This is a genomic window from Streptomyces sp. NPDC001599, assembly GCF_042893535.1.
Lineage (GTDB): Bacteria > Actinomycetota > Actinomycetes > Streptomycetales > Streptomycetaceae > Streptomyces.
Map to the genome: position 1 here is coordinate 158,385 of NZ_JBIAVA010000012.1, position 12,052 is coordinate 170,436.

Genomic DNA, 12,052 nt, shown 5'->3' on the forward strand with positions numbered 1-12,052 from the left:
GACGAAGGAGAAGGCAAAAAGAAGAGGTCACTTGCCGTAAGCGAGCATCAACTTCTCCTTCGACTCGTCGTTCCCGGTCAGGCGGGTGCTGGAGATGAAGAACCGCCCGTCGACCCAGTCGATGTCCTTGGAGTAGAAGCTGTTCTCGATGTCCGCGACGCCCTGCGGGTTCTGCAGCAGCTTGGCGGGCTGGTGGCTGCTGCCGCCGGTCGGGATGGACACGACCTGGCCGCCCGCGTCGTAGGACGGCTGGACGTACGCGATGAGCTGGTCGCCCTCGATCTTCAGCGGCATCATCGACTCGTCCGCGGGGGACTTGGTGCGCCACTTCTCCTTGCCGGTGGCGAGGTCGATCGCGACGATCTCGTTGGCGCCGCTGGTCGCCTCGGTCGGCAGGTAGAGCGTGCCCGCGGCGACGGCCACGCCCGTGCAGCCCTGGAGGTCGCGTTCGAGGATGGCCCAGCCGCACTCGGGGGCGAAGTCCTCGTCGACACCGACCTGTTCCTGGACCTTGCCGCCGGCGGTGAAGCTGGAGATGTTCCAGACCTTCTTGTCCTCGTTGGTGGCGTAGACGACCAGCGGGTCGACGGAGTAGGCGCGGGCGATCCGCCAGCCCTTCTCGTACTTGTAGGTCCACAGGACCTTGCCGGTCTTCGGGTCGAGGCCCTGGAGTTCGTCGTGCGCGTTGTTGCCGCCCGCGCCGCAGGAGGCGACCTGGACGAGCTTGTTCGCGCTGCCCGCGAATCCGGCGGGGAAGCAGGCGTCGCCGTACTTCTTCTTCTCGTACAGCTTCTTGCCGCTCCTGACGTCGTAGGCGGTGCCGGACTGGGAGCGGCCGACCATCATGGTGTTGCCGCTGAGCGAGAGTTCGAGGGAGAGCGTGGAGTCGAACAGGTCGCCGTCGGCGACCTCCTCGGACCAGCCCTTCTGGCCGGTGGCGAGGTCGATCTCCTGGAGCTTGTTGCACTTGGCGCGGTCGCTGGAGCCGCTCATGTAGGCGACGACGATCTTGTCGTCGGCCGTCTTCTCCGGGGTGACCGCGCAGATCTTCTCCGGGAACGCGATCGGCTCCCAGGCGGGCTTGCCGTCGCCGACGTTGTAGGCGACGAGCTGCTTGTACGCCGCCTTCACCGCCGCCTTGCCGGTGATCCACATGCCGTTGGCGTCGGCACCGGAACCGGGGGCGTCGGGCGCCTCCTTGTACCAGAGCACCTTGGACTCGCCGGCCTGGCGGCCCTCGTTGAGGTCCTCGGGGTCCTCGCCGCCGTCGCCGCTGCCGTCACCGGGGTCGACCGGGGCGCCGCCCTTGGAACCGGAGGGCTTGGGGTCGTCGGTCTTGGCGACGACGGGCTTCTTGCCCTTCTCGTCGTCACCGCCGCTCGCGGTGACCGCCCACACGCTGCCGCCGATGACGAGCAGGGCCGCGACGGCGGCTCCGACGGCGAGGGCGGGCTTGCCCTTGAAGGGGTTGCGGGACCCGGGGCCACCGGGCGGCGGCATACCGGGGGCGCCGGGCGCGCCGGGGTACTGCTGCTGCGGGTAGCCGTAGCCGGGCTGCTGGCCGTAGGGCCCCGGCTGCTGCGGCTGGGCGTACGGACCGGAGTTGTACGGTCCGGGCTGCTGGCCGTACGGCCCCGGCTGGGCGGGCTGACCGGGCTGCTGCGGATACCCGTAGCCCGGCTGCTGCGGCGGCGGGCCGGACGGCGGCCCCTGCGGGGGCGGCGGCGGGGTCGGTGCCCCGAAGCCTCCCGGCGGTGGGTCCTGCGGTGCTCCGAAGCCACCCGGCTGCGGCGGCTGATTCGGCGGCTGGCTCATCAGCGCGTTCCCCCTTATTACTCACTGATTTTTAGCCACGCCCCGGGTCACGCGCTGGCCCCGGAGTCGTCTACGGCGATCGTTCCACAAGCCTCGGACCGCCCTGGGACAGTCCTCGGACGGTCTTTCTATCACTCGTGCCCAACCGCCCACCGGGCCGCGTCCGCCCCTGTTCCCAAGGGAGGACCGGCCCGTGATGCCTCTGTTACGCGCCTTCACGCGCCCTTTACACCACCCGCGCGCTCAGCGCACGCGGCCGCTCAGGCGTCCTCGGCCAGTTCCAGCCAGCGCAGCTCCAGCTCGTCGCGCTGCCCCGTCAGCTCGCGCAGCTCGGCATCCAGCTCGGCCACCTTCGCGAAGTCCGTGGCGTTCTCGGCGATTTGGGCATGCAGCTTGGTCTCCTTCTCGGAGACCTTGTCCAGCTGCCGCTCGATCTTCTGGAGCTCCTTCTTGGCGGCGCGCACGTCGGCGGCGCTCTTCTCGGGCACGGCGGCGGCGGGCTTGGCCGCCACGGCCGGGGCGCTCGACGCGGCGGCCTCCTCCATGCGCCGGCGCCGCTCCAGGTACTCGTCGATGCCGCGCGGCAGCATGCGCAGCGCGCCGTCGCCGAGCAGGGCGAAGACCCGGTCGGTGGTCCGCTCGACGAAGAACCGGTCGTGGGAGATGACGATCATCGAACCGGGCCAGCCGTCGAGGACGTCCTCCAGCTGGGTCAGGGTCTCGATGTCGAGGTCGTTGGTCGGCTCGTCGAGGAAGAGGACGTTGGGCTCGTCCATGAGGAGCCGCAGCAGCTGGAGCCGCCGCCGCTCACCGCCGGACAGGTCGCCGACCGGCGTCCACTGCTTCTCCTTGCCGAAGCCGAAGGTCTCGCACAGCTGCCCCGCGGTCATCTCGCGGCCCTTGCCGAGGTCGACGCGCTCGCGGACGCGCTGCACGGCCTCCAGCACCCGCCAGTTGGGATCCAGCTCGGCGACCTCCTGCGACAGGTACGCCAGCTTGACGGTCCTGCCGACCCGCACCTGCCCGCCCGCCGGCTGCCGCTCGCCCTCGCTGCGGGCGGCCTCGGCCATGGCCCGCAGCAGGGAGGTCTTGCCGGCGCCGTTGACGCCGACCAGGCCGATGCGGTCGCCGGGGCCGAGCTGCCAGGTGACGTGCTTGAGCAGCACCTTGGGACCGGCCTGGACGGTGACGTCCTCCAGGTCGAACACGGTCTTGCCGAGCCGGGAGGAGGCGAACTTCATCAGCTCGCTGCTGTCCCGGGGCGGCGGCACGTCGGCGATCAGCTCGTTGGCGGCCTCGACGCGGAAGCGGGGCTTGGAGGTGCGGGCGGGCGCGCCGCGCCGCAGCCAGGCCAGCTCCTTGCGGACCAGGTTCTGCCGCTTGGTCTCCTCGGTGGCGGCGATGCGCTCGCGTTCGGCGCGGGCGAAGACGTAGTCGGAGTAGCCGCCCTCGTACTCGTAGACGTCGCCCTTCTGCACGTCCCACATGCGGGTGCAGACCTGGTCGAGGAACCACCGGTCGTGGGTGACGCAGACGAGCGCGGAGCGCCGCTCGCGCAGATGCCCCGCGAGCCAGGCGATGCCCTCGACGTCTAGGTGGTTGGTGGGCTCGTCGAGGACGACCAGGTCCTGTTCCTCGATGAGCAGCTTGGCCAGCGCGATCCGGCGCCGCTCACCACCGGAGAGCGGACCGATCACGGTGTCGAGCCCCTGCGGGAACCCCGGCATGTCGAGCCCGCCGAACAGCCCGGTCAGCACGTCCCGGACCTTGGCGTTGCCCGCCCATTCGTGGTCGGCCATGTCGCCGATGACCTCGTGCCGGACGGTCGCGGCGGGGTCGAGGGAGTCGTGCTGGGTGAGCACGCCGAGCCGCAGCCCGCCGGAGTGGGTGACCCGGCCGGTGTCGGGCTCCTCCAGCCTGGCCAGCATCCGGATCATGGTCGTCTTGCCGTCGCCGTTGCGCCCGACGACCCCGATGCGGTCCCCCTCGGAGACGCCGAGGGACACGCCGTCGAGGAGTGCACGGGTGCCGTACACCTTGCTGACGTTCTCGACATTGACCAGATTGACGGCCATTTTTCTCCTGCCTGGTGGATCGCTCGACCCTCCAGGGTAGTCCGGCCGCCGTGCGCCTCAGTCCAGGACCGTGGCCCCCGCCGCCGCCCCCACCGCCGTACGCACGTCCCGGCAGGTCCCCGAGGCCCGCAGCACCCCCGCGATGTCGGAGGCGGACCTGGCGTCGGCCGCGAGGAAGGCCGTCGTCGGCCCCGAGCCCGAGACCAGGGCCGCCAGTGCTCCGGCCGCCCGCCCCGCCGCGAGGGTGTCGGACAGCTCGGGGAAGAGGGAGAGCGCGGCGGGCTGGAGGTCGTTGGAGACGGCGACGGCGAGCGCGGCGGCGTCGCCCTTGGCCAGGGCGTCGAGCACCGCCTGGTCGGCGACCGGCTCGGGAATGTCCACGCCCTCCCCCAACCGGTCGAACTCGCGGAAGACGGCCGGCGTGGACAGTCCCCGCGCGGCCAGCGCGAACACCCAGTGGAAGTCGCCCCCCACCTCCAGCCCGGCCAGCCGTTCCCCCCGCCCGGTGCCCAGCGCCGCCCCGCCGACCAGGCTGAACGGCACGTCGCTGCCCAGCCCGGCGCAGATCTCGAGCAGCTCCTCACGGGAGGCGCCGGTGCCCCACAGGGCGTCGCAGGCGAGCAGCGCGCCCGCACCGTCGGCGCTGCCGCCCGCCATGCCGCCGGCGACGGGGATGTCCTTGGCGATGTGGAGGTGGACGTCGGGCGCGCGGCCGTACCGTTCGGCGAGGGCGAGTGCCGCGCGGGCGGCGAGGTTGGTGCGGTCCAGGGGGACCTGGTCGGCGTCGGGCCCCTCGCAGGTGACGCGGAGCCCGTCGGCGGCCGGGGTGGCGGTGATCTCGTCGTACAGGGAGACGGCGAGGAAGACGTTGGCCAGGTCGTGAAATCCGTCGGGGCGGGCGGCGCCGACCGCGAGCTGGACATTGACCTTGGCGGGAACGCGGACCGTCACGCTCACTTGCTCGTCACTCCCTACACCTTGTGCTCGGCGATACGCGCGAACTCTTCCACGGTCAGCGCCTCTCCGCGCGCCTGCGGCGACACGCCCGCGCCGACGAGCGCGGCCTCGGCGGCGGCGGCCGATCCGGCCCACCCGGCGAGCGCGGCCCGAAGGGTCTTGCGGCGCTGGGCGAACGCGGCGTCGACGACGGCGAAGACCTCGGCCTTGGACGCGGTGGTCTTCAGCGGTTCGCTGCGCCGGACGAGTGACACGAGCCCGCTGTCGACGTTGGGCGCGGGCCAGAAGACGTTGCGGCCGATGGACCCGGCCCGCTTGACCTCCGCGTACCAGTTCGCCTTCACGGACGGCACGCCGTACACCTTCGAGCCGGGTCCGGCGGCCAGCCGGTCGGCGACCTCGGCCTGCACCATGACGAGGGTCCGCTCGATGCTCGGGAAGGTGTCGAGCATGTGGAGGAGGACGGGTACGGCGACGTTGTAGGGGAGGTTCGCGACCAGGGCGGTCGGCGCGGGGCCGGGCAGCTCTCGCACGTGCATCGCGTCGGAGTGCACGAGCGCGAACCGGTCGGCGCGCTCCGGCATGCGGGCGGCGACGGTGGCGGGCAGGGCACCGGCGAGCACGTCGTCGATCTCGACGGCGGTGACCCGGTCGGCGGCCTCCAGCAGGGCCAGGGTGAGCGAGCCGAGACCCGGTCCCACCTCGACCACCACGTCGTCGGGGCGTACCTCGGCGGTGCGGACGATACGGCGGACCGTGTTGGCGTCGATGACGAAGTTCTGGCCGCGCTGCTTGGTGGGGCGTACGCCGAGGGCCGCCGCGAGTTCGCGGACGTCGGCGGGACCCAGGAGGGCGTCGGGGGTGGGGCTGCTCACCCCGCAAGGGTAGCCGGGGCCGCGCGGGCCCCACGCCGCAGCGCAGCGCCCCGGACGGGCCGGTGCCCGCACCCGGGACGGGCACCCTCACCCGCGCACCGGGCGTCACGGAAAGCCTCAGCCCCGCAGACCGGCGCCGCAGACGGGCCCGCGCACCGGCGCACGCAAGTACCGCGGAGAGCCCCAGCCCACGCCCGGGCGCCGCAGGCAGCAGCCTCAGTCCCGGAGCCGGGCGCCGCAGTGCGGCCAGGCGTCGGCGCCGCTGCGCACGTACAGCTTCTGCGCCCGGTACGTCTGCTCCGCGGCCGACGCGTCCTCGGGGCGGCCCGCGCCGCCGAGGCCGTGCCAGGTGGCGGCGTCGAACTGGTACAGCCCCCCGTACGTCCCGGACGGGTCGACGGCGTCCGGGCGGCCGCCGGACTCGCAGGCGGCCAGGCCCTGCCAGTTCAGCTGGTCGGCGCCGTGGACGGAGGTCGGCCGGGGCCGGGTGCCGACCCGCACGATGCGCGGGCTGGGCTCGCGGACCACCTCGGTGCGCAGGCGGCGCGGCTTCTGCCGGACGCCGTTGACGGTGCGCAGGGCGTACGTGGTGCGGCGCAGCCCGGGCCGGCCCGCCTCCTGGACGACCTCGGTGCCCCGGAAGAGGGAGGCGTCCCCGGCCCGTCGCTCGTCGAAGGGGATCGGGTCCTCGCGGACCTCCTGGGACCCGGTGATCCGCAGCACCGTGACGGTCTGGCCGTCGCGCGGGAAGCCGGTCGCGGGGACGGAGGTGGTGTCCTCGCCGCGCAGGGTGATGCCGGCCTCCTCGACGACCTCCCGCACGGTCGCGGCGTTGGTGCGGACGGTGCGGGTCCGGCCGTCCGCCATGACGGTCACCACCCGCTCGGTGCGCACCTCCAGGGCGAGGCCCTCGCGGCCGATGCGCCGGGAGGGCCCGGTGGACAGGTACGCGCCCTGCGTGCGCACCCCGAGCTGCCGCAGTGCCCCCGCCACCGTCCCCGCGGTCGTCCACACCTGGCGCCGGTGGCCGTCCAGGGTGAGCAGCACGGGCCGTCCGTGGCGGACGGTGACGTCCTCGCCGCTGGTCAGCGGGGTGCCGGGGGCGGGTGCGATCACGTCGTGGGCGCCCACCCGGACGTCTTCCTCGGCGAGCAGTTCCGTCACGTCGTCGGCGAAGGTGTGCAGCGTGCGCGGGCTGCCGTCGACGGTCAGCTCGACCGCCTTGTCCTTGGCGACGAACGCGGTGGTGCCGCCCGCGAGGAAGGCCACCACCAGCGCCCGCGGCAGCAGCCGGCGCAGGGAGGCGTCCGCGCGCCCCGCGCACCGCGCCCGGCGCCGGCGCTCGGCCCGCCCGTCGCTCTGCCGGGGCAGCGTGGGCGCGGCCGGCTCGTGGACGGGGGGCGCGGGCGGCGCGGGCGGGTGGGGGTCGCCGCCGTAGCCGTAGGGCAGGGTCGGCGCGCTGTGCACGTCGTACGGTGCGAGGTACTCGTACGCCTCGTACACCTCTGCCGGCTCGAACTGCGTTCTGCTCACACCCACACGCTCCAGGGTCCCGATCGGGCCCCCAGAACCTAGCGGAGGGCCGGTCACTCTCCCAAGCGACGCGACTACCCAGCGTGTCAGTATCCGAAGGCGCGGGCCGTGTTGGCGGCGAGGGCGGTCGCCAGGGTGTCCTCGTCGACGCCCCGCACGTCCGCCATGGCACGCACCGTGACCGGCACCAGGTAGGGCGCGTTGGGCCGCCCCCGGTAGGGCGCCGGCGTCAGGAACGGCGCGTCGGTCTCCACCAGGACCAGCTCCGGCGGGGCCACGGCGAGGGCGTCGCGCAGGTTCTGGGCGTTCTTGAAGGTGACGTTGCCCGCGAAGGACATGTAGTAGCCGGCGCGGGCGCAGATCCCGGCCATCTCGGCGTCGCCGGAGTAGCAGTGGAAGACGGTGCGCTCGGGTGCGCCCTCCTCCTTCAGGACGCGCAGGACGTCGGTGTGGGCGTCGCGGTCGTGGATGACGAGGGTCTTGCCGTGCCGCTTGGCGATCTCGATGTGGGCGCGGAAGGAGCGCTCCTGGGCTTCCTTGCCCTCCGGGCCGGTGCGGAAGTAGTCAAGACCCGTCTCGCCGACACCCTTGACCTGCGGGAGTGCCGCGAGCCGGTCGATCTCCGCGAGGGCGTCGTCGAGGGCCGCGTCCCCGCCGGGCTGCCGTGCGCCCTGCCTCGACCAGCCGTCGGGGTCCCCCTGCACGATGCGCGGCGCCTCGTTGGGGTGCAGGGCGACGGTGGCGTGGACGGCGTCGTGCGCCGCGGCGGTCTCGGCGGCCCAGCGGGACCCCGCGAGGTCGCAGCCGACCTGGACGACGGTCCTGACACCGACCGACGCGGCCTTGGCGAGTGCCTCCTCGACGGTGCCGGACTGCATGTCGAGGTGGGTGTGCGAGTCGGCGACCGGGACCCGGAGGGGCTCGGGGAGCGGGGGCGCGCCGTTCTTGTCGGACCGGCCGGGGGCGTTCGAAGGCATGCCCCGATCCTACGGAAGCGCCCGCCCGCCCCCGGTACGGTCAGCTCGCCCTGCGGTGGAGGTGGAGGGCGTGCAGCAGGTCGGCCAGGTGCCAGTGCCGGCGTTCGCCGGACAGTCCGGGAGCCCCCGGTCCCGGCACCTCGGGCACCAGCGGCACCTCGAGGGGGCCGGCGGGCGGCACCCGGTGGACGGTGTGGGTGGCGCCGCGCACCGAGGCCACCCGGCCCGGGCGCAGGATCCGTACGACGTGGCTGTCGCAGGTGGCGCAGGTCGGCCGGGTCAGCGGGGAGGGCACGATCCGGCCGTCCGCGACGTAGAGCACGAACTCGTGGCCGTCGGTGTCCGTGTGGTGCTCGATCTCGAACGACTGCTCCCAGCCGTGCCCGCAGCGCATGCAGGCGAAGGAGTACGACTCGTGGACGACGGCGGTGGCACCGGCACGCATTCCGGTCCGCACGGCGCTCTCACTCATGCTCATCCCGGCTCCTTGGTTCGTTCTGCTCCTTCCTCCAGTGGACTCCTCCACCAGCGGGAAAGCACCAGGCGCTGCCGAGTGTTTTAGCCGATTTGAGCTGTCCTTGGCAGGAGCGCCCGCAAGGTCAGGGACGGGTCAAGGGCGGCCCTGCGGATCCCCTCAGGTTCCCTCGTTCTTCCCCGTGTTCTTCTCCGCGTTCTTCGCCGCCACCACCGCGTCGAACACCTCCCGCTTGGGCACCCCCACCTGGGCGGCCACCGCGGCGATCGCCTCCTTGCGCCGCTCCCCCGCCTCCTCGCGCACCCGCACCCGGCGCACCAGCTCCTCGGCGCCGACCTCCTCGGGCCCCTTGTCCGGGGCCCCCTCGACGACGACGGTGATCTCGCCCCGCACCCCTTCGGCGGCCCACGCGGCCAGCTCACCCAGCCCGCCGCGCCTGACCTCCTCGTACGTCTTGGTCAGCTCCCGGCAGACGGCGGCCCGCCGGTCGGTGCCGAAGACCTCGGCCATGGCGGCGAGGGTGTCGTCGAGGCGGTGCGGGGCCTCGAAGTAGACGAGGGTCCGGCGCTCCTCGGCGACCTCGCGCAGCCGGGTCAGCCGCTCGCCGGCCTTGCGGGGCAGGAAGCCCTCGAAGCAGAACCGGTCGACGGGCAGCCCGGACAGGGCGAGCGCGGTGAGCACCGCGGACGGTCCGGGGACGGCGGTGACGCGGACGCCCCGCTCGACGGCGGCGGCGACCAGCCGGTACCCGGGGTCGGACACCGACGGCATCCCGGCGTCGGTGACCAGCAGCACCCGCGCTCCCCCGGCCAGCTCCTCCACCAGCTCGGGCGTACGGGCGGACTCGTTGCCCTCGAAGTACGACACGACACGCCCCGCGGGCGCGACGCCGAGCGCCTGGGTGAGCCTGCGCAGCCGCCGGGTGTCCTCGGCGGCGACGACGTCCGCGCCGGCCAGTTCCGCGGCGAGCCGGGGCGGGGCGTCCTGGACGTCGCCGATGGGGGTGCCCGCGAGTACAAGGGTTCCAGTCACGTCCCCATCCTCCCAGCCCTCCCGGAAGGGGACCGTATCCGCACCCGGGAGGCACATGCGCGGGACGTGCACAGCGCGGTTCCCTACGATGGCGCGGTGACCAGTACCGCGTCCTCCACGGACACCCTGCACGACCAGGCCCCGCACGACGAGCGGCCCACCTGGCAGCAGCGGCTGCGCCGCTTCGGCTATTCGGCGGGGCCCGCGGCCGGCGACGTCCGCGACCGGTTGGTGCCGCCGTACACGAGCCCGAGCCCGCGCCTGTGGGCGTTCCTGGGCCTGTCGAAGCCGCTCGCCGACCGGATGATCCGCTGGTCGGCGTGGGGCGGGCCGCTGCTGGTGGCGCTGCTCGCGGGGGTGCTGAGGTTCTGGAACCTGGGCAGCCCGAAGGCGGTGATATTCGACGAGACGTACTACGCGAAGGACGCGTGGGCGCTGATCCACCGCGGCTTCGAGGTCAACTGGGACAAGAACGCCAACGACCTCATCCTGAACTCGGGCGGCGACGTCCCGATCCCGGCCGACGCGGCGTACGTCGTCCACCCGCCGGTCGGCAAGTACGTCATCGGCCTCGGCGAACTGCTGTTCGGGTTCGACCCGTTCGGCTGGCGCTTCATGACGGCCCTGCTCGGCACCCTCTCGGTCCTGCTGCTGTGCCGCATCGGCCGCCGCCTGTTCCGCTCGACCTTCCTGGGGTGCCTGGCGGGCGCCCTGATGGCGCTGGACGGCCTGCACTTCGTGATGAGCCGCACCGCGCTGCTGGACAGCGTGCTGATGTTCTTCGTGCTGGCCGCCTTCGGCTGCCTGGTCGTGGACCGCGACCGAGCCCGCGCCCGGCTCGCCGCCGCGCTCCCGGTGGACGAGGACGGCCGTGTCCGCCCCGACGCGCACATCGCGGAGACCCTCCGCCTCGGGTGGCGGCCCTGGCGCCTGGCGGCCGGCCTGATGCTGGGCCTGGCGGCGGCCACCAAGTGGAACGGCCTCTACATCATGGCGGCCTTCTGCGTGATGGCCGTGCTGTGGGACGTCGGCTCCCGCCGCGTCGCCGGCGCCCACCGCCCCTACCGCGCCGTACTCCGCCACGACCTGGGCTGGGCCTTCCTCTCCACCGTCCCCGTGGCGCTGGCCACGTACCTCCTGTCCTGGCTCGGCTGGATCCTCTCCCCCTCCGACGGCACCGGCGGCTACTACCGCGACTGGGCGGCGAAGGACGGCGCGAACAGCTCCTGGTCGTGGCTCTTCCCCGACTGGTGGCGCAGCCTGTGGCACTACGAGACCCAGGTGCTGGAGTTCCACACCCACCTGACCTCGCCGCACACCTACCAGTCGAACCCCTGGAGCTGGATCGTCCTGGGCCGCCCGGTCTCCTACTTCTACGAGTCCCCCTCGGCGGGCTCGGACGGCTGCCCGGTGGACGCGGGCGAGAAGTGCGCCCGCGAGGTCCTGGCCCTGGGCACCCCCCTGCTCTGGTGGGTGGGCTGCTTCGCCCTGCTGTACGTTCTGTGGCGCTGGCTCTTCCGCCGCGACTGGCGCGCGGGCGCCATCGCCTGCGGCGTGGCGGCGGGCTACCTCCCCTGGTTCATGTACCAGGAGCGCACGATCTTCCTCTTCTACGCCGTCGTCTTCCTGCCGTTCCTGTGCCTGGCGGTGGCGATGCTCCTGGGCGCGATCATCGGCCGCCCGGGATGCAGCGACACCCGCAGAGTCGCGGGCGCGACGGGAGCGGGCGTCCTGGTCCTCCTCATCGCCTGGAACTTCATCTACTTCTGGCCCCTGTACACGGGCACGGCGATCCCGATGGAGGAGTGGCGGGCGCGGATGTGGCTGGACACGTGGGTCTAGTCAGCTCATGACCGCGCGGGCCGCGTCCAGAAACGCCAGCCGGTTTTCCTCCAGGTAGTCCCGCACACTGTCGCCATCCGGCAGGCCCTCCCACACCGTCCGGTTGAGGTCGAGGAAGTACGCGCGTGCCGCGTCGTGCACGGGCAGGGGGAACTGGATGCGGATGAGCCGTTCGGCGACCCACAGCCTGTGCATGACGTCCCGGGTGGTGAGAAACCAGTCGTCGGTGCGTTCCCACTCGCGAGGCCGGCTGAGGGCGGAGCGTTCGGCCTCGGCCCCCACCTCGACGAACCGCTCCAGCAACGCCAGCCGTTCCGCCCGCCGGGTCTCCGACAAGGAGATCCGCTGCCGTCGCTGTTCCGCGCGTTCCGCCGAGAGCTGGGTCCGGTGCTGGACGAGATAGGACAACGAGCCACCGAGGACGACACCGCCCAGCGATATGAGGGACACCCAGACCTGACCTGACATGGC

The 12,052-nt window shown here is 72.9% G+C and carries 10 protein-coding genes; 1 reads left to right on the plus strand and 9 read right to left on the minus strand.

Features of this window, described 5'->3' with window-relative positions:
* Nucleotides 1-27 precede the first annotated feature (27 nt).
* The 8 genes from ACFYZ3_RS27995 to rsmI all read right to left on the minus strand — a co-directional run bounded on the left by ACFYZ3_RS27995 (nucleotide 28) and on the right by rsmI (nucleotide 9,739).
* Nucleotides 28-1,815, minus strand: a complete 1,788-nt coding sequence (locus ACFYZ3_RS27995; RefSeq protein WP_388523126.1) for a PQQ-binding-like beta-propeller repeat protein — start codon at nucleotides 1,813-1,815, stop codon at nucleotides 28-30.
* A gap of 260 nt (nucleotides 1,816-2,075) precedes the next feature.
* Nucleotides 2,076-3,890, minus strand: coding sequence for an ABC-F family ATP-binding cassette domain-containing protein (locus ACFYZ3_RS28000; protein ID WP_388523128.1), 1,815 nt, complete (start codon nucleotides 3,888-3,890; stop codon nucleotides 2,076-2,078).
* A 57-nt stretch (nucleotides 3,891-3,947) separates the two neighbouring features.
* Nucleotides 3,948-4,847, minus strand: a complete 900-nt coding sequence (locus tag ACFYZ3_RS28005) for a 4-(cytidine 5'-diphospho)-2-C-methyl-D-erythritol kinase (RefSeq protein ID WP_388523131.1) — start codon at nucleotides 4,845-4,847, stop codon at nucleotides 3,948-3,950.
* Nucleotides 4,848-4,861: 14 nt separating this feature from the next.
* The gene (gene rsmA / locus ACFYZ3_RS28010) at nucleotides 4,862-5,722 is read right to left on the minus strand and encodes a 16S rRNA (adenine(1518)-N(6)/adenine(1519)-N(6))-dimethyltransferase RsmA (RefSeq protein WP_388523134.1); all 861 of its coding nucleotides are present in this window, start codon (nucleotides 5,720-5,722) and stop codon (nucleotides 4,862-4,864) included.
* A 216-nt stretch (nucleotides 5,723-5,938) separates the two neighbouring features.
* Entirely contained in the window at nucleotides 5,939-7,255 is a 1,317-nt protein-coding gene (locus tag ACFYZ3_RS28015; RefSeq protein WP_388523137.1) for a ubiquitin-like domain-containing protein, read from the minus strand.
* An 86-nt stretch (nucleotides 7,256-7,341) separates the two neighbouring features.
* The gene (locus ACFYZ3_RS28020) at nucleotides 7,342-8,232 is read right to left on the minus strand and encodes a TatD family hydrolase (protein ID WP_388523140.1); all 891 of its coding nucleotides are present in this window, start codon (nucleotides 8,230-8,232) and stop codon (nucleotides 7,342-7,344) included.
* Between the two features lie 40 nt (nucleotides 8,233-8,272).
* Nucleotides 8,273-8,710, minus strand: a complete 438-nt coding sequence (locus ACFYZ3_RS28025) for a hypothetical protein (RefSeq protein ID WP_388523143.1) — start codon at nucleotides 8,708-8,710, stop codon at nucleotides 8,273-8,275.
* Between the two features lie 156 nt (nucleotides 8,711-8,866).
* Nucleotides 8,867-9,739, minus strand: a complete 873-nt coding sequence (gene rsmI / locus ACFYZ3_RS28030) for a 16S rRNA (cytidine(1402)-2'-O)-methyltransferase (RefSeq protein ID WP_388523145.1) — start codon at nucleotides 9,737-9,739, stop codon at nucleotides 8,867-8,869.
* A 96-nt stretch (nucleotides 9,740-9,835) separates the two neighbouring features.
* Here rsmI and ACFYZ3_RS28035 point away from each other — a divergent pair, with 96 nt between their 5' ends.
* On the plus strand, nucleotides 9,836-11,581 hold the full coding sequence (locus tag ACFYZ3_RS28035; RefSeq protein WP_388523148.1) for a dolichyl-phosphate-mannose--protein mannosyltransferase: 1,746 nt from the start codon (nucleotides 9,836-9,838) through the stop codon (nucleotides 11,579-11,581).
* On the opposite strand, the gene ACFYZ3_RS28040 is transcribed toward ACFYZ3_RS28035, so the two are convergent.
* Complete coding sequence (locus tag ACFYZ3_RS28040; RefSeq protein ID WP_388523151.1) at nucleotides 11,582-12,049, minus strand: hypothetical protein; 468 nt, start codon at nucleotides 12,047-12,049, stop codon at nucleotides 11,582-11,584. It lies immediately after the preceding gene.
* Nucleotides 12,050-12,052 lie beyond the last annotated feature (3 nt).

What these genes read in the sequence shown, in the direction of transcription:
- ACFYZ3_RS28020 (WP_388523140.1), bottom strand. Translation starts at nt 8,232, where the DNA reads ATGCCTTCGAACGCCCCCGGCCGGTCCGACAAGAACGGCGCGCCCCCG.
- ACFYZ3_RS28040 (WP_388523151.1), bottom strand. Translation starts at nt 12,049, where the DNA reads ATGTCAGGTCAGGTCTGGGTGTCCCTCATATCGCTGGGCGGTGTCGTC.
- ACFYZ3_RS28000 (WP_388523128.1), bottom strand. Translation starts at nt 3,890, where the DNA reads ATGGCCGTCAATCTGGTCAATGTCGAGAACGTCAGCAAGGTGTACGGC.
- ACFYZ3_RS27995 (WP_388523126.1), bottom strand. Translation starts at nt 1,815, where the DNA reads ATGAGCCAGCCGCCGAATCAGCCGCCGCAGCCGGGTGGCTTCGGAGCA.
- ACFYZ3_RS28025 (WP_388523143.1), bottom strand. Translation starts at nt 8,710, where the DNA reads ATGAGCATGAGTGAGAGCGCCGTGCGGACCGGAATGCGTGCCGGTGCC.